We start from the raw sequence: 17384 nt of genomic DNA, 5'->3' as shown, positions 1-17384 counted from the left end.
GAGTATAGAATAAAGTTGTCGGGAGCGGAGTTCCTCTTCCGGGCATAGGGAACAAGCCGTCCGGAATAGGCTGTTCCAGGAGGTGAACGCCGAGTGGAAGAAAGGAAAGAGGAGGTCCGCCGGTATGAACTGCCGGATGTAACGGTTAAGGTCGAGCGGTATTTTATCGGGAAAAAGTCCAGGAAAGAGCGGATCGGGGAAATTCTTAAAGAGAGATTGGAGGCGAGAGCCTTTGAATAAGGGAGAGAAAGCATACCACGCCGCTCTCTACATGAGGCTTTCCAGGGAGGACGGTCTGCGGGAGAGTTCCAGCATTGCCACCCAGAGAAAGATGCTGCGCGCCTTTGCAAAAGAGCACGGTTTTTCCGTGTACGGAGAGTACGCCGACGACGGGTATTCCGGAACCAATTTTGACCGGCCGCAGTGGCAGCGGATGATAGAAGATATCGAGGCCGGGCGCGTCAATCTGGTGATCACCAAGGATCTCTCCCGCCTGGGCCGGGATTATATCGCGGCAGGCCGGTATACGGAGATCTATTTTCCCGCCAAAGGGGTTCGTTACATTGCGGTGAACGACGGCTATGATTCGGAGCAGGAGGACACCGACATCGCCCCTTTTAAAAATGTGATCAATGAGATGTATGCCAGAGATACTTCCAGAAAAATCCGCAGCGCTTTCCGGACCAAGAGGAAGGAAGGCGCTTTTATTGGGAATTTCGCCCCTTACGGTTACCGGAAAGATCCGGAGGACAAGAATCATCTGCTCCCGGACCCGGAAGCCGCAGAGGTGGTCCGGGAAATGTTCCGTTTGGCAGACCGGGGAGATTCTCCGGCCCAAATTGCAGACGTATTCAATGAAAAAGGGATCTTGACACCGGCGTTGTACCGGAGCAGGAACCGGCCGGATCTGACGCCGTGCGGCTGTTCCGTCCGGGGAGAATGGACTTCATCAATGGTGTGCAAGATGCTGGGAAACCAAGTGTATCTGGGCTGCGTTGTTCAGGGAAAGACCGAAAAACCGACGTTGAAAAGCAAGAAAACATTGGCAAAGCCAAAGGAAGCGTGGACCGTGGTGCCGGGCCGCCATGAAGCCCTGGTGACCGAGGAGGTCTTTCACCGGGTGATGAGACGGCGTGTTTCCCGGAGAAGGCAGCCGAAAAATGGCTTTCAGAACGCCTTTTCCGGCATTGCCCGGTGCGGGGACTGCGGGCGCGGGATGTCTACGGCCGCCTCCCGTTCTGGCTGCTACGCTCTGGTCTGCGGCGGATACAAGCGCTACGGAATCCGGGAATGTGGTAGCCACCGGATTTCCTACGAGAATCTCTGGGAGATCATGGGCCGCGAATTCCGGGAGCTTCTGTCTCTATCAGAAGAGGAAAAGAAAGAGCTCAAGGTATGCCTAAAACAGCGGAACACTGAACAGGCGGGAAGATCCAGAAAGACGCAGGAAAAACAGCTCCGACGGCGGGAAGCAGAACTGGACGGGATCATCCGCCACCTCTATGAGGACCGGGAGAGCGGAAAGCTGGATGAGCCCCGCTTTTACAAATTGTTGGACGGCTATGAGGCGGAGCAGAAAACGGTGACGGCGAGACGGAAGGCGCTTGCCGAAAAAGATAACGGCGGAAATAGGGAGATAGAAAGCGGGGACATCTTTTCCTGGCTGGATGAAGCGCTCCGGGGAGAAGACCCTTCGTTTTCTCTGTTGCACAGGCTGGTGGAGCGGATCGAGGTCTGCCAGGGGGAGCCGGGAGCGGACGGCCGCTGCACGCAGGTAATCCGTATTTTTTACGGATGGAAAGAGGAGGAGAGGGACATTGCGCGCCGCAGATTTCCTTCGACATGTGCATGGGCTTTGGATGCAACGCCGCCGGCATCGTCGGGTGCCGGATCATCGACTCTCCCAGAGAACGGCTGATCGCCATGCTGACAAACGCCTTCGTGCCCTGCAACGGGAGGTTCCCTGGGCTGATCGCGGTCATCACCATGTTCTTTTTAGGCGGGGCCAGCGGCTTTGGGGCCTCGATTTTATCCTCTATTTTTCTGGCGATGGTGATCGTGCTGGGGGTGTTGATGACCTTTGTCTCATCCCGGATTCTTTCCAAGACCGTATTAAAAGGGGTCCCTTCCTCCTTCACCCTGGAACTGCCCCCTTACCGGAAACCCCAGATCGGCAAGGTGATTGTCCGCTCCATCTTTGACCGGACCCTCTTTGTGCTGGGCCGCGCTCTGGTGGTGGCAGCTCCCGCAGGCGTCCTGATCTGGGTGATGGCGAACCTGTCCGCCGGCGGACAGAGCCTTTTGGCCTGGTGTGCCGGTTTCCTGGATCCTTTCGCCCGCCTTCTCGGCATGGACGGAGTGATCCTGATGGCCTTTATTCTAGGGTTTCCAGCCAATGAGATCGTGATACCGGTCATGATCATGGCCTATATGGCCCAGGGCTCCCTGATCGACATCAGCGACCTGACCTTGCTGCGCGAACTTTTTGTCTCCAACGGCTGGACCTGGGTGACGGCGGTCAGCGTTATGCTGTTTTTCCTGATGCACTGGCCCTGTTCTACGACCTGTCTGACGATCAAAAAGGAGAGCGGGAGCTGGAAATGGACCGCCGCGGCCTTCCTGGTGCCGACCCTGGCGGGTATTACCGTGTGTTTTCTGTTTCACAGCGCTGTTTGGCTATTGGGGCTGGCATGAAGCCGGAGGAACCGCAGCTTTCAAGGTTCAGGGAAAAGAGAGGAGCTCTCTTCCCTGAACCTATTGTTTTTCTCGGAACCGGCTTGAGCGGGAACAACAGGGCTGAATCAGGAGAATCAGGAACATTTTTTTGAATAAAGAACAATTCTTTACTTTTTCGTGGAAATCGGTTTTCTTACAAAAAATCGTTTCTGGAAATTGGAATGATAATCTCTTATGATGATTTCGACACAATCAATTCCCTTAAGAGGAGAGGAGGAATCATGATATGAGAGAAAAGAAATTAGACAAAAAATTGCTGGTAGCGATTTTGGCTCTGATCATTCTCACGGCAGGATTTGGAATCGCGAAGTATGCGGAGACCGGCGGAGGAACTGTCCGCGTGGACCGGATTGAATTCGTTACCAACGACGGCTATGAGATGAGCGCGAAAATGTACATTCCGGACAATGCTACGCCGGAGACGCCGGCTCCCGGAATTTTGGGGCTTCCCGGTGGAAATGCAAGCCTGGAAAATCTCAGCGGCGTCTGCATCGAACTGGCAAGGCGCGGCTATGTGGTTATGGCTGTGGATCCCTATACGATCGGACGGTCCGACGTGGTGACACGGCCGGATGTGGGATCCAGAGGTGCCATGGCGTACCTGAAAGAGTTGGCTTTTGTGGATGAAACCCGGATGGGCGCGGTCGGACATTCGGCCGGAAGCGGACGGGCGAAATATGCGGTGACCACCGGCGACGACGCGGCCCAGGTAGCGGAGGGCATGAAAGCGGTGATGTATCTGGGCGCCGGAACTTTTAACCTGGAAGGAATCAACATGGGCGTCTTTATCGGAAGCTGGGACAACACCTATGGTCAGGGAAAATCTTCCCCGCGGGATATTGCCACGGCGGCGCCTTTTACGGAACAGCTGGGCGTCTCGGAAATCGAGATGGGAAATTGGTACGGAAACACAGAGGACGGAACCGGGCGGATTCTCTATACGGGAAATTCAGGCCATGCGACAGCCCTGGTCCTTAAAACTCCCATTCTGGATACGGTTGCCTTCTTTGAAAAAGCGCTGGCGCCTGCTTTGCTTCAAGCGGAGGGGACGATCTACGGGGTAAAGGAGCTCGGCACCTCCCTTGCCATGGTGGGCGCTTTGATGATGCTCTTCCCGATGATTTCTTTCCTGCTGGAGCGCCGCTTTTTCCAGAGTATCAAGCGTCCGATGCCGGAACCGGTATCCGGCGTCAATGCGCCGTTCCTGTTTTACTTTATCATGCCGGCCATCATCAACACGTTGATCTGCAAGTGGGCCATCTATAATGGCCAGACAATCCTGGGCCATGTGAAAAATATTCTGCGGATCAACAATACCAACGGGTTTGTGTTCTGGTTCGGATGCAGCGCTTTGCTTACGGTGGTGATCCTCGCCATCCGTTTTAAATGGGATAAAAACATCAATAAAGAACGGATCCTGACTCACGCCAAGACCACCTGGCCGAACTTTTTCAAATCCCTGCTGCTGGGCTTTTTGGCGGTCCTTGTGGTGTATGGACTCGTTCAGGCGGGAGAGACGTTCTTCGGGCTGTCTCCCCGGCTGTGGAAGGTGCAGATCAATGTCTTGAACGATACCAGATGGGGGCTGTTTTTGACTTACTTCCCCTTGTACCTGCTCTTCTTTGGTATCTTTAATTTCAGCCAGACCATCGGCCTGAAACTCCGGAACCAGTCGGAGGGCCGTTTTACCTTCCTGGTGTGGCTTTCCAGCACCATTCCGGCGGCTGCGTTTTTGATCTTTACATACGGAAAACTGTTCCTCACCGGCTACACGGCCATCACCAATGTGCAGATGTCCCGCGCGAATTCCACGCTGTTGAATTGTATCCTGACCTATTTGATCACGTGCAAGGTGACGACATACTGCTACAAAAAAACTGGCGGCTTCCATACCGGCGCCGTGATCAACGCCGTGATCATGACCTGGGTGGCTGTGGCAACGGATTTGATCACCGTAATCGGATAAAAACGGGACCCGGCAAGCGCAGGGACCCGAAAAGTAACATTTCTTTACCATCCCGTCGAAAAGTGTGTCTTTCCGGCGGGATTTTTTTGTGCTATCATGATTAGCACAAAGCAGCCAAGTTAGCAGGAAATGGGAAGGAAATGGGATGAAAATCTTTCAGAATATGAAATCCAAGCGTTTATTTTATCGGATTTTGCTGCTTCTTGTGGCAATGGTTTTTCTGATGTTTCTTTTGGTCTTTTTCTTTGTCCATTCTTATCTGTCTGAGAGCTACCGGGAGAGAAGCAAAAATTATCAAGAGCAGATTTTGATCACCGCCAGCGAATACGCGGATACGGCCCTGCTGGATCTGGGGCGCGCCATGCGCTCCGTTTTGTGGAATACGGAGATCACCAAAGCCGTTCTGATTCCGGAACGGATTACTTATCACGATAAGACGGAAATCATCAAAACCCTCTCAAGTTTTCAGAGCGATTACCCTCTGGCAAAATCGGCGGTCCTGTTCAGCTACCATGACGGAATGCTCTATGATGATCAGGGGAATATCGGGGAAATCAAGGAAAGCGCGTTCCGGCAATATCTTCCGGAATTTCATTCCCAGGCTGTCCGGACCGAGCTGGGAAAGGAAGATTTTTCTGTGCATTTGATTACGGTAGGCGAGGAGGTGGCCGTGCTGGTCGATTATCCGACGCCGGAGACCAATGGGGCGATCTTGGCAGAGATCGACAGGAAGGTCTTGTTCGATTTCCTGGGGGATCTTTTAACGGATCCGTCGGATTGCCTGGCGGTGCTGTCGCCGTCCGGGGATGAGATCTACGGCACGGGAACGGCGGGGAATGGGGAGCAGGCTGTCCCTTTCACAATGGATTATACCGGGGAAACCGGGTGGAAATTCGGGATTCAGAATGACTCGGACAACAACGTGCTGGACTTACGGGCCACGCTGCGGGTGTTTGGCGTCTGGGCAGTCCTCTTTTTGGGAATCAGCGCCGCCGCCGCGGTGTTTGTGACGCTTACCATCTATACCCCGATTCACAAACTGCGTTCCTTTGTCGGCGGAAAAGAAGAACCGGGAGCGGGGAACGGGGAGACGGAACTGGATACCGTGCGGAGAATTTATGAAACCACGCTGGAGAAAAAAGATAACTTAACCCAGGAGGTGGAAGCCATGGCTCCCATTGTCCGGGAGCGGTTTTATAAAAACCTTTTGATGGGCAGAACGTTCCCCGACTCACTCCTAAAAGAACGTCTCCACCAGTTGGGCGGCCGCCTGGGAGAAGACGGACGCTACCTGGTGTTTGTCGGGGGGCTGACCGAGGATTTTCCCGGAGATGCGGATATGGTGATGGGAAAACTGTGCCAGAGCTTGGCAAAGGAGGAGGCCCTGGAATCTCAGGTGATTTTGGAGCCGGTTTTGATGGATGACGCTTCTCTGGTTCTGATTGTCCGTCTGCCGGAAGAATGGACGGCGGAGCAGGCCGGCAGGTGGAAGGCGGACTGCGCGGATCAGGTGACCGCGTTCGGCGAACAGTGCGGAGCGGAGCATTCCTTTTTGATCGGCTCCGGCAGCGTTTACCGGGGGATTCAAAATCTCCCGGATTCCTATCGGGAAGCCCGCGAGGATTTCCGGTACCGGCGTTATCACTGGGATCAGGAGGAAGAAAACAGCGGCAGCAGGGTGGATTTTCATGAAATCTTAGAACCGGCTGTGGGCGGGGATTGGAAAAAGGCCTATGCCGCTCTGGACGGACTGCTGGACCGGATCCGGGAGGCCGCGGGAGACGAGCAGGAAATACGGGGGCGGTACGAGGAACTTATCGGCGCTCTGGCGGAGCGGATGATTTCCCTCCATGCCACGGAGGACAAGATGGACCTTTTTGCACCGTACCACCAGAGCGCGGAAGAAGATGACCGGGAACATCTGGAACAGGTGGTGCGGAAAACCAGCCAGCGTGCGATCGGGTGCCTGGGCCATTACGGCCAAAAAAGCAAGAACCGGTATGTCCAGCAGGCCAGGGAGTATATCGAGGAGCACTCGGCGGACAGCAGCCTGTCTCTGGATCTGGTGGCGGAGATGGTGGGAATCAATAGCGCGTATCTAAGCCGCCTGTTCTGTGAGATTTGCGGAATGAATTTTGTCAGCTATGTCAATCAGTGCCGGGTGGAGCGCGCAGAAATCTTGCTGCGGCAGACGAAGATCCCGGTGAAGGAAATTGGTTTTAAAACCGGTTTTAATTCCCTGCAAAATTTTAACCGGGTTTTTAAGCGGTATAAAAATATGACTCCGGGTACCTATCGAAAACAAGGATGACCATAGAAAAACAGCGGGAGGAATAGATGACTACAGGAAAAGGGAGATGGATGGCGGCCGCGCTGCTTCTTGGCCTGCTCAGCCTGGCGGGGTGCAGGGAAAGCGTTTTGGTTTCGGAATCCGAAACCGCCCCGGTACAGACGGAGCGGGATCGGGCGGCCTATGGCTTTGGCGTCGGCTATTCCGGCACAGGGTATACGGCCAGTTTAACGCAGTGGAAGGATCGGATGTACGAGGGAACCGAGGGGGATGTGGAGTTGTCTTTGTATGGGGACAATGTCCTGGGCAGCGGCGAGGAGATGCTAAAAGCCGTTCAAAACGGGACCTTATCCATTGTGGCGTGCAGCACATCGGCCTGTGCGTCCATCGTGCCGGAAGCGACGGTGCTGGATATTCCCGCCTGCTATGAGGAATACATCCGCCCCTATATGGTGTATGAGGGCATGTTCTTTGACCGGATGAATGAATGCTTCCAAAAACAAGGGCTGGAACTTTTGTATCTGCGGACCGGCGAATACTGGCTGATTTCCTCCGCAGCCCCAATCACTTCCCTAAAGCAGCTCCAGGGGATCCGGCTCAGAACCAGCGGCAGCGCGTTCCACAACAAGCTGTTCGATCTTTTAGGCATGACGCGGGTAGAAGATATTGGATTGAACGGCCTGCCCTATATCCTGGACGAGAAGGGAGTGGACGGAATTGAGACCACATATACAATTTTAAAGAGCCAAAACTTGCTGGACGCGCAGCCCTATGCGCTGAAATGTCCCTTGTTTGTCATGGGAAGCGCCTTTGTGATGAACGCCGAAACTTTTCAGTCCCTTCCCAGTGAGTATCAGACAGTGTTGAAACGGACTCTCCGGGACTTGTTCGGCGCCCGGCAGGAAGAGATGTACAGGGAGAACAGCCAAGGACGGGGGGAAGAAGGGCTGACGGTGTACCATCTGACAGAAGTGGAACAGGAAGCGCTGCGCGGCCTGGCCCAGCCCGTTTTTCAGGAGATTGAAGCGATCGTGCCCCAGGAGCTTTTGGAGGCGCTGAAGCAGGAAAACCAGAAAGCGGAGGGCGGTTCTGATCCGGGCTGATCTCTCTTAAGGATTCCGCTTGCGTTCTCCGGGAAGCCGGGAGTATAATAGATTCGCTGTGCCTTATCTGCGGCAGGCGGGAGGAAGAGAGATGGAATTAAGTTACTTGTTGATGAAACAGATCTTGTCCATGGCCCTGATGGTATTGATGGGATTTACCTTGGTGAAAAAGAAGATACTCCGCTCGGAGCAGAGCAATGTGCTCTCGGCGGTTACGGTCTATTTGGCCTGCCCCTGCATGATTATCAGCGCCTTTCAGATTGAGTTCAGCGCGGATAAGCTGCACGGCCTTGTGGTTGCGTTTGTGGCAGCGATTACCGCCCAGGTGGTTCTGATTCTGTTGGGGCATCTGGTGAAAAAGCCTCTGGGATTATCTGCCGTTGAGTGCAGCTCCATGATTTATTCCAACGGGGGGAACCTGTTGATTCCGCTGGTCAGCGCTCTTTTAGGGAAAGAATTTGTATTTTACACCTGCGCGTTCATCGCGGCCCAAAACGTGCTGATCTGGACCCACGGCGTCTGGCTGATGGGAGGAAGCGAGAACGGGGGCTGGAAAAAAATCGTGACGAATCCCAACATCGTCGGAATCGTCGTGGGTTTGTCCTTGTTTGTGGCGAGGATTCCCCTGCCCTCTATCCTGGCGACCACGGTGGACAATGTGGGAGCGATCATTGGGCCGGTCTGTATGTTTCTGATCGGGATGCTGATGGCGGATTCCGATTTAAAGGAAGTGTTCCGGCGCGGGAAAAACTATTTGGTCTGTGGGGCAAGGCTCTTGGCCTGTCCGGCGCTCTTTATCCTCGGCGTACGGATCTCCGGGATTACCATGGGGGATGAAACGATCAAGAGTGTCCTCCTGGTCACCATGCTGGCGGTCAGCGCCCCGGTAGCGGTGGCGGTAACGCAGATTGCTAACTTATATAAAAGCATCGAAGACGCCAAAATCGCGGGATCCATTAACGTAATGTCGGTGATCTTGTGCATTGTGACGATGCCGGTGATGACGGCGTTCTACCAGTTCTTGTGTTAAAGGAGGGCAGGGTGGAGAGAAAATTAGACCATGCCGTTTCCTCAGGCGAAGCAGGAAAGACTGTTGGATGGATTCTGGACAGCAGCCTGGCGCTTTCGGCAAGGCAGATCCGCAGCTTAAAATTCCAGCCGGATGGGATTTTGCTGAATGGAATACGGGTCCGGACGGACGTTGTTGTGCGGGAAGGCGACTGTCTGAGTGTGACGTTCCGGGAGACCGGGGGATGCCTTCTTGTCCCGGCTGAGGGCGCTGTTTTTGTGATCTATGAGGATGAAGATATCTTGGCTGTGAATAAACCGTCCGGGGTTGTGGTCCACCCGTCTCCCGGACACTACGCCGATTCTCTGCTGAACTGTCTGGAAGGTCAGGGGTTCTCCCACCTTCACTCCATCGGGCGTCTGGACCGGGATACTTCGGGACTGATGGTTTTTGCAAAGCATAAGGCGGCGGCGCTCCGCCTGGCGCGGCAGAGAGAGAATGGCCGGTTCCAGAAAGTCTATCTGGCGCTTGTGTTGGGACGGCCCCAGCAGAGCGAAGGAACGATCGACGCCCCGGTCGGAAGGATGCCGGGGGGAGGAATGCGGATGCAGGTCTGCGCGGACGGAAAACCGGCCCGGACCGAGTACCGGGTGGTGCGGGAATACAAAACCTATTCGCTCGTGGCCTTTCTCCTATGGACCGGGCGGACCCACCAGATCCGGGTTCACATGGCTGCCATCGGCCATCCGCTTCTGGGCGATCCTTTGTATGGAACCGAGGAATCCGGCCTGGGCCGGGCCGCCCTTCACGCGGCGGCGGCGGCGCTTTTCCAGCCGTTTACCGGAGCCCCGCTTTCCTGGGAAATCCCTCTTCCGGCGGATCTGCGGGAATTGGTTCCGGGAGAGGAAACTCTTTCGGCTCTGAAAGAGTTTGCTAGAAAAAATTAGGAAAAACAGATGACATTTCGGGAAAATATGGTATGATGATATTAGACAGGTTCGCTGTTAATTTGGGAGGCAATTAAAGGAGACAGTAAGTATGGCAATTCAAGTAGGAATCAATGGATTTGGACGAATCGGCCGAGTCATTTTCCGGATCCTGGCGGAAAGAAGCGAGGAGTTCAATCTCTGCGGCATCAATCTGCGGAACGCCGACATTCCGCACATGGTTTATATGGCGAAATATGATTCGATCTTTGGCCGTTTCCATGGCACTCTGGAAGCCGCGGAGGACGGGATCCTTGTGAATGGTAAAAAGGTTCCGGTATACAGTGAGACCGATCCCGCCGAGATTCCCTGGAAGGCGTGTGGAGCAGAGTACATCATTGAATCGACCGGCGCGTTCAACACGGTGGAAAAATCCAACGCTCACCTGGTAGCAGGGGCGAAGAAGGTCGTCATTACGGCTCCTACGAAAGATAAGGTCATGCCCACGTTCGTGATGGGCGTCAACCACATGGAGTACAAGCCGGAGTACAATATCGTATCCAATGCGTCCTGTACGACCAACTGCCTGGCTCCTCTGGTAAAGATCGTAAACGACAATTTCGGAATCGAGGAAGGTCTGATGTCCACGATCCATTCCTGTACGGCAAAGCAGAAGGCTGTTGATGCCCGCGCCGGCCGCGACTGGAGGACAGGCCGTTCCGTATTTGACAATATCATCCCTTCCACCACCGGCGCGGCGAAGGCCTGCGGCCTGGTGATCCCGTCCCTGGCCGGAAAGCTGACCGGAATGTCCTTCCGCGTGCCGACCAACGATGTCTCCGTGGTAGACCTGACGGCCCGCCTGCAGACCGGCACGACCTATGAAGCGATCTGCGAGAAGGTCCGCGAGGCTTCCGAGACGACCATGAAGGGGATTGTAACCTGCATTCACGACGAGGTGGTCTCCTCCGATATGCTGGGCGAGGTACATACCTGCATTCTGGATGAGACGGCCGGCATCATGCTGAACGATCACTTTGTCAAGCTGATCGCCTGGTATGACAACGAGTGGGGCTACAGCCACAAGGTGCTGGATCTGGCGGCCCACATGGCGGAAGTGTGCGGGGATAAATAAGAAGCACAGGCATTGATCTGGCGGAGCCATAGGATCAGCGGTTCCCGGTTTTCGATACGGTTTCAATAAAAAATAGCTTCTTGATCATCAATTGTGTTTGCCCGGCAGGCGAAGCACAGTGGATGGTTGGGAAGCTGTTTTTCTTTCCCGAATTCGCTTGACATAAATTTTTTATTCTTTTATACTGATACCCTGTCAATCGAAACAGGTATCATTTATAGTAGAAAGAAGGATTTATCAGAGTGGAAGTACAAAAAGAAGGAACGGAAAACAAGATGGGCGTGATGCCGGTGAACCGGCTGCTGCTCTCCATGTCGGTGCCGATGATCATTTCGATGCTGGTCCAGGCCCTTTACAATGTGGTGGACAGCGTCTTTGTCTCAAAGATCAGTGAAGACGCCTTGACGGCTGTGTCTATCGCTTTTCCGATGCAGAACCTGATGATTGCGGTCAGCTCCGGAATCGGAGTCGGCATGAACGCCCTGCTGTCCCGGTCACTGGGGGAGCGGAATTTTGACCGGGCCAACCGGACCGCCGGGCAAGGGATTTTTTTGAATGCCGTGGGATGCGGGATTTTTATCCTGCTGGGAATTTTTGCGATGGACTTTTTTGTATCGACCCAAACCGGGGTCGATACGATCCGGGAGCCCTCCGCAGCTTACCTGAAAATCTGCTGCATCTGTTCCTTCGGATTGTTTACTCAGGTGACATTTGAGCGCCTGCTTCAATCCACCGGGCGGACGTTCTACGCCATGATCACCCAGGGAACAGGAGCCGTGCTCAATATTATCTTGGATCCGATTCTGATTTTCGGCTTGTTTGGCATGCCAAAGCTGGGGGTGGCCGGAGCAGCGGCGGCCACGGTGATCGGGCAGTGCGCGGCCGGGACCCTGGCGGTCTTCTTTAACTTCAAGAAGAACCCGGATTTACAGTTTGGAAGGCATTATCTCCGCCCGCAGAAACAGATTTCCCTGCGGGTCCTTGCGATCGGCGTGCCCTCGATTTTGATGATGTCCATCGGGTCGGTGATGACTTTTGCGATGAACCAGATCTTATTTGCGTTTTCCACCACGGCGGTAGCCGTGTTCGGCGCATACTTTAAGCTCCAGAGCTTTTTCTTTATGCCGATCTTCGGCTTGAACAACGGCATGGTGCCGGTTGTGGCTTTTAACCTGGGCGCAGGGAAAAGGGATCGGATGCACAAGACCATCAAGTACAGTATGTTTTATGCCGTGGGGATTATGCTGATCGGTTTTGCCGTATTCCAGTTGGCGCCGGACCTGCTCTTAAAGGCCTTCGACGCTTCGGAGGATATGCTGGCGATCGGCGTGCCCGCCCTGCGCACCATCTCTCTCAGCTTCCTGGTCGCCGGGTTCTGCGTAATCAGCGGCTCCGCGTGCCAGGCCCTGGGAAAGAGCATGTACAGTCTTTGGATTTCTCTGGGCCGCCAGCTTCTGGCCCTGGTGCCGATTGCCTGGCTTTTGTCTAAAACCGGAAATCTGGAGGCGGTTTGGCTGGCGTTTCCCCTGGCGGAGATTGTCTCCTTGATTCTCTCCATTTTGTTCCTGAGAAAGGCGCTGAAAGGGATACCCTGGGGGACAGAAGCAAAGTGATTTTGACTTTTTTTCATAACAAACAGGCGGGAGGCCATCGGATGGCTCTCCCGCTTTTTTCAAAATTTATTTCTCAAAAGGATTGCAAACCATTATACCGGTCGATGAAGTAGGAGATCCGCAGCAGTAGGCAGGTGTCCGGGTCCTCCAGGTCGATCTGGCAGACCCCGGCGATTCGGTTCATCCGGTAGACCAGAGAGTTCCGGTGGATGAAGAGCCGTTCGGAAGTCAGCTTGATGCTGCCGCCGCATTCCAGGTAGACACACAGGGTCTGATAGAACTGTGTGTTATTTTTATGGTCATACTGCCGCAGGAGTGCCAGGGCCGGGTGGCAGAAACGGCCGAGGGAATCTGGATTTTTAACTTCCGAGAACAGGTCGAAGATTTGGTAGTCCAGGTAGCGGCAGACCGTTTCGTCCGGAGCCAGTTTCTGCCCCAGCTCAATGGCGGCGTGGGCCTGTTCATAGTGGGTGACGAAGTTTTCGATATGGGAGAACGCATTGCTGATACCGGCTCGGACATGCTCGCTTTGAGAGAATTCCTTTAAACTCGCCAGATGCTCCGGCAGAATCTCTACGGTCTGCCTCAGGGGAACCAGGGCCACGACGCCGTTTTTGTGGTAGGTCACATGGGTTCCCGGAAAGGTCTGTTTGATCCGCTGGGTCACCTGCTCCTTTAAATGCCTGCGGCCCAGAAACTGGGTCGGTTGGAGGAAGAGAACGAACATGCGGGGCGGAAAGTCGATGCCGTTCAGGCGGGCCAGCATTTCATCGGAGGGCGCTCCGATCAAAAGGTCGTAGAGAAACTGTTGGTAGAGGCTGGCGCCTTGATGCAGTTCCGGATGATACCGGTCGATGATGTAACTGAGAGCATGGCTGACGGAGCGCAGCATCTCCCGGTGGGAAGGCAAGAATAAGGTTTCCCCTTCAATCATCAGCACGAAACCGACCTGCACACTGTTGTGAAAGACCTTGCAGCTGAGTTTCCGGTAGGGCGATTCCGGGCAGGTGACTTCCACGGCTTCCGTGGAAGAAGTCATGTTCCTTAAAGGCTCCAGCTCCCGGACCGTCTGGATAAATTCATAGCTGCAATAGCCCTGCTTAATATTCTCCTTCCAGAGGGGATCCACCACCGGGATGGACGTGGAGCTGGCGATGATTTTGAAGGTGGTATCATTGAACACCAGAGAATTTCCGAGGCGGATGGCCGCGGCGTTCAGCACAGCCTCCAGGGAGCGGGTCTCATCCGCCAGAGCGGTCAGTTCTTCGTATAGGCCCCGGCTTCTCGTGGCTTCCACCCGGACTTTCGCTTGATTGAAGATCGAAAACAGTGCTGGGGACTCCACCAGGGCAAGGTTCACTCCACCTGTGGGAAACACGTCCGGTGTGTCCGGATCCCAGGAACGGGCCAGGATGCACTGGGGAGGGAGAGGGGAACCGGCCTTGATTTGGTTGTCATAACCAAAATAGAGGGTATTCTTGTGGTAGTGCTCCTGCATCCCGTCGATCAGAGCGACGTCTTGAAGGTCTCCGTCGATTTCCTGGGACAAAGTTTCGATTTCCTGTGTCTTGCCAATCTGCTGAACCAACTGGGAAAATGTCATCTGCACACCTCTGGTTTTCGCCGCCCGGCAGCAAGCGCTGCACCTCTTTTGGGTTCAGTATAGTGCATGGTGCACGAAATGTCAATTATTTATCATTCACGATGCACGTTGAAAAATGAAAGAAAATTATATAAGGTTATAACAACACGATAGGGAAGCGCCAGAGGAATGCAGGAGGTAGAAAAATGTACGAAAAATTATTTGAGCCGGGAAAAATCGGAACGGTAACGGTGAAAAACCGGCTGGTCATGTCCCCGATGGGGATCGGCCTTGCGAATCTGGACGGAACGCCGTCGGAGGACATGATCGCCTACTATGAGGCGAGGGCGATCGGGGGCGCCGGGCTGATCCTGCCGGAAATCACACGGGTGAACGACGTCCACGGAGCCGGACTTCTCCGCCAGCTTTCCGTCACCAAGGACCGCCACATTGAGCCGCTTTCCCGGCTGGCCGGGGCGGTACATAAACATGGAACAAAGATTTTCATTCAGCTGCACCATCCAGGGCGCGAGACGGTTTCCGCTCTGATCGGAGGCCAGCCTGTGGTGGCGCCGTCCCCGATTCCCTGTAAATATGTACAGCAGGAGACCAGGGCTCTGACCACGGAGGAGATCAAAGCCTTGATCTGCCAGTTCATCGACGGCGCGGTCCGGGTTCAGAAAGCAGGCTGCGACGGGGTGGAGCTCCACGCGGCCCACGGCTATTTATTGCAGCAGTTCCTGTCCCCTTACACCAATAAGCGGGAAGATGAGTACGGCGGAAGTTTTGAAAACCGCCTTCGGATCGTGACGGAGATCATCCAGGGAATCCGGGAGACCTGCGGTCCGGACTTCCCGATTGGCGTCCGCCTTTCCGTGGAAGAATTTTTGGATCAGACCGGCGTGACCGAGGACTATATTCATATTCAGGACGGCGTTAAAATCGCCGTGACCTTGGAGCAGGCGGGGATAGATTTCCTGGATGTCAGCTGCGGCCTCTATGAGACGGGGATGACCTGCGTGGAACCGGTGTCCTTCGGACAAGGCTGGCGGCGGGAGATGATCGCCGTGGTGAAGAGCCATGTCAAGGTTCCGGTCATCGGCGTGTCCGCCATCCGGGAGCCGGAGACGGCGGAAAAATTCCTGGAGGACGGCGTGGAAGATTTTATCTCCCTGGGCCGCGCCTGGCTGGCCGACGAGGAGTGGGGCAGAAAGGTGCAGGAAGGCAGGGAGAGGGAGCTGCGGAAATGTATTTCCTGCCTGCGCTGCTTTGAGAGTTTAAACGAGTACAATGCGGCCGGGATGCCGCCGGAATGCGCGGTGAACCCGCGGCTGGCCCGTGAAAGGAAATACGCCGAACTGCCCTATGATCCCAAAGGACACCGCGTTGTGGTGGTGGGCGGCGGCCCCGCCGGAATGTGCGCGGCGCAGACACTGGCTCTCCGGGGCGTCAAAGTGACGCTGATGGACCGGAAGGAAGAACTGGGAGGAACTGTCAACCTGGCCAAGAAGCCTCCTCTGAAAGAGCGGATGCAGTGGGTGGCGGATTATTATGAAGAAGAATTCGGCCGTCTTGGCGTGGAAGTGATGCTGAACACAGAAGCCACGGTGGAGCGCGTGATGAACTGCCGTCCGGACGCCGTGATCATCGCCACCGGATCCGCCTCGGTCATACCGGGGAAAATTCCTGGAATCCATGGGGATAATGTCCATACGATTGAGGAGGTGCTGACCGGGAAAGTGGTTTTGTCCGGGAAGCGTCTCGCGGTAATTGGAGCAGGGCTGACCGGTTTGGAGACGGCGGAATATCTGGCCGCCGGAGGAAATCAGGTTACGGTTGTGGATATGCTGAACGCGGTTGCGCCGGGCGCCAATCACACCAATGTGATGGATGTCTGCGGCCGCCTGAAAAAATACGGGGCAAATTTCCTGCTGGGCCACGCTTTAAAGGAAATCCGCCCGGACGGCGTGACGCTGGAACAGGTGGAAAGCCATGAGAGTAAAACGCTGGAAGCTGACGCTGTAATTTTGTCCCTGGGCTTTCGGCCGGACCATGCTCTAGCCGATGCGCTGAGAGAAAAAGGCGTGGAGGTGAAGGTGGTCGGAAGCGCGGTGAAAGACGGGACCATTGCCCCGGCGGTCCGCACCGGATATGAAGCCGGAAGAGAGCTCTTTGCGGAAAAGAAAGCTCCCAGTTTCCTGGTTCCAAAGGAGGATTTGCCGAATTTCGGCAAGGTATCCTTGATGGATGAGCAGGAGGGGCTGTATTTGGCCTATCTGACGGACCCGGCTGCCATCGCAAGACTTCTTCCGCCGCCTTTGGCGCCGTTTTCGATGCCGGTGGTTACTCTCTCGGTCTGCCATGTGCGCAAGCCTTCCTTTGCCGACGACTACTATGAGGCGATTCTTGGCGTGTACGCCACCTACGGGAAGAACCTGGGCCTGTACCCCCTGGGTCTGGTGCTGGGAGGGCCCGGAGCTGAGATGGCCGTGCAGTGCGGCCGGGACAACGGCAGTATTCCGAAGAAGCTGGGAGCGGAGTTCGTGATCCGACGGGAAGGAAACCAGGTGACCGCCGGTGTAACCCGCCGGGGTACCCAGCTTGTGAACGCCGCCTTGCAGATCGGCGAGTACAACAGCCCTCTGACCCATGTCCTCTATCAGGCCCCGGCGGCCGGAAAGCAGACCTTTGGCGGCGGCTTTTATTTCCACTTTGACCGGGAGCCCGATGAGAACGGCGTGTCCCATTTCAGAAACGGAGCTCTGCTGATGAACCAGTGCGAATACAATTATCAGTCCTGGGAGCCTGGATTTGCTGAATTGACACTGGAGTCCAGCGTGGACGATCCCTGGGCCGAGCTGCCGGTTCACACGATCATTGGAGGGGCTTATTCCAAGAACAGCCTGCTTGTTCACAAGCTGAACCTGGCGGAAAACCTGGATGCGGACGCCATTATTCCGTATCTCCTGACCGGGCGCTACGACAGGACCGCGTTCATGGAGACCGGGCGCGTTTAAAGATGAG

At 55.1% G+C, this 17384-nt stretch carries 11 protein-coding genes and 1 pseudogene; 11 read left to right on the top strand and 1 reads right to left on the bottom strand.

Going from position 1 to position 17384, the window contains the following annotated elements:
* Window positions 1–93: 93 nt before the first annotated feature.
* The 10 genes and pseudogenes from MUB23_RS05580 to MUB23_RS05535 all read left to right on the top strand — a co-directional run bounded on the left by MUB23_RS05580 (window position 94) and on the right by MUB23_RS05535 (window position 12778).
* The gene (locus MUB23_RS05580; RefSeq protein ID WP_244799351.1) at window positions 94–240 is read left to right on the top strand and encodes a hypothetical protein; all 147 of its coding nucleotides are present in this window, start codon (window positions 94–96) and stop codon (window positions 238–240) included.
* Window positions 233–1918: a recombinase family protein gene (locus MUB23_RS05575; RefSeq protein ID WP_330641796.1), complete on the top strand. Its 1686-nt coding sequence runs from the start codon at window positions 233–235 to the stop codon at window positions 1916–1918. The genes MUB23_RS05580 and MUB23_RS05575 overlap by 8 nt, the downstream gene beginning before the upstream one ends.
* Window positions 1840–2694: pseudogene (locus tag MUB23_RS05570) on the top strand (nucleoside recognition domain-containing protein); the annotation flags it as partial. The gene MUB23_RS05575 and the pseudogene MUB23_RS05570, both read left to right, overlap by 79 nt.
* Before the next feature lie 268 nt (window positions 2695–2962).
* On the top strand, window positions 2963–4702 hold the full coding sequence (locus MUB23_RS05565) for a hypothetical protein (RefSeq protein ID WP_244799350.1): 1740 nt from the start codon (window positions 2963–2965) through the stop codon (window positions 4700–4702).
* 145 nt (window positions 4703–4847) lie between these two features.
* Window positions 4848–7013 carry a helix-turn-helix domain-containing protein gene (locus tag MUB23_RS05560; RefSeq protein WP_244799349.1) on the top strand — a complete coding sequence of 722 codons (2166 nt, stop codon included), beginning with the start codon at window positions 4848–4850 and terminating at the stop codon, window positions 7011–7013.
* Window positions 7014–7039: 26 nt separating this feature from the next.
* Window positions 7040–8095 carry a TRAP transporter substrate-binding protein gene (locus MUB23_RS05555; RefSeq protein ID WP_244799348.1) on the top strand — a complete coding sequence of 352 codons (1056 nt, stop codon included), beginning with the start codon at window positions 7040–7042 and terminating at the stop codon, window positions 8093–8095.
* 91 nt (window positions 8096–8186) lie between these two features.
* Window positions 8187–9125 carry an AEC family transporter gene (locus MUB23_RS05550; RefSeq protein ID WP_244799347.1) on the top strand — a complete coding sequence of 313 codons (939 nt, stop codon included), beginning with the start codon at window positions 8187–8189 and terminating at the stop codon, window positions 9123–9125.
* Between the two features lie 11 nt (window positions 9126–9136).
* On the top strand, window positions 9137–10051 hold the full coding sequence (locus tag MUB23_RS05545) for an RluA family pseudouridine synthase (protein WP_244799346.1): 915 nt from the start codon (window positions 9137–9139) through the stop codon (window positions 10049–10051).
* Window positions 10052–10142: 91 nt separating this feature from the next.
* Entirely contained in the window at window positions 10143–11165 is a 1023-nt protein-coding gene (gap, locus tag MUB23_RS05540; RefSeq protein WP_244799345.1) for a type I glyceraldehyde-3-phosphate dehydrogenase, read from the top strand.
* 242 nt (window positions 11166–11407) lie between these two features.
* On the top strand, window positions 11408–12778 hold the full coding sequence (locus MUB23_RS05535; RefSeq protein ID WP_330641793.1) for an MATE family efflux transporter: 1371 nt from the start codon (window positions 11408–11410) through the stop codon (window positions 12776–12778).
* Window positions 12779–12851: 73 nt separating this feature from the next.
* Here the strand turns inward: MUB23_RS05535 and MUB23_RS05530 are convergent, their stop codons facing one another.
* On the bottom strand, window positions 12852–14381 hold the full coding sequence (locus MUB23_RS05530; protein WP_244799344.1) for a PucR family transcriptional regulator: 1530 nt from the start codon (window positions 14379–14381) through the stop codon (window positions 12852–12854).
* 185 nt (window positions 14382–14566) lie between these two features.
* Between MUB23_RS05530 and MUB23_RS05525 the strand changes: the two genes are divergently transcribed.
* Window positions 14567–17377, top strand: coding sequence for an oxidoreductase (locus MUB23_RS05525; RefSeq protein WP_244799343.1), 2811 nt, complete (start codon window positions 14567–14569; stop codon window positions 17375–17377).
* The last annotated feature ends 7 nt before the right edge of the window (window positions 17378–17384 follow it).

Source organism: Cuneatibacter sp. NSJ-177, assembly GCF_022867805.1.
Lineage (GTDB): Bacteria > Bacillota > Clostridia > Lachnospirales > Lachnospiraceae > Pseudolachnospira.
The sequence above is the reverse complement of the archived record's forward strand: the minus strand, read 5'-3'. Positions and strand labels throughout refer to the sequence as shown.

Excerpts from the sequence above, each read along its gene's own strand:
- MUB23_RS05565 (WP_244799350.1), top strand. The coding sequence starts at position 2,963 with ATGAGAGAAAAGAAATTAGACAAAAAATTGCTGGTAGCGATTTTGGCT.
- MUB23_RS05560 (WP_244799349.1), top strand. The coding sequence starts at position 4,848 with ATGAAAATCTTTCAGAATATGAAATCCAAGCGTTTATTTTATCGGATT.
- MUB23_RS05555 (WP_244799348.1), top strand. The coding sequence starts at position 7,040 with ATGACTACAGGAAAAGGGAGATGGATGGCGGCCGCGCTGCTTCTTGGC.
- MUB23_RS05550 (WP_244799347.1), top strand. The coding sequence starts at position 8,187 with ATGGAATTAAGTTACTTGTTGATGAAACAGATCTTGTCCATGGCCCTG.
- gap (WP_244799345.1), top strand. The coding sequence starts at position 10,143 with ATGGCAATTCAAGTAGGAATCAATGGATTTGGACGAATCGGCCGAGTC.
- MUB23_RS05530 (WP_244799344.1), bottom strand. The coding sequence starts at position 14,381 with ATGACATTTTCCCAGTTGGTTCAGCAGATTGGCAAGACACAGGAAATC.
- MUB23_RS05525 (WP_244799343.1), top strand. The coding sequence starts at position 14,567 with ATGTACGAAAAATTATTTGAGCCGGGAAAAATCGGAACGGTAACGGTG.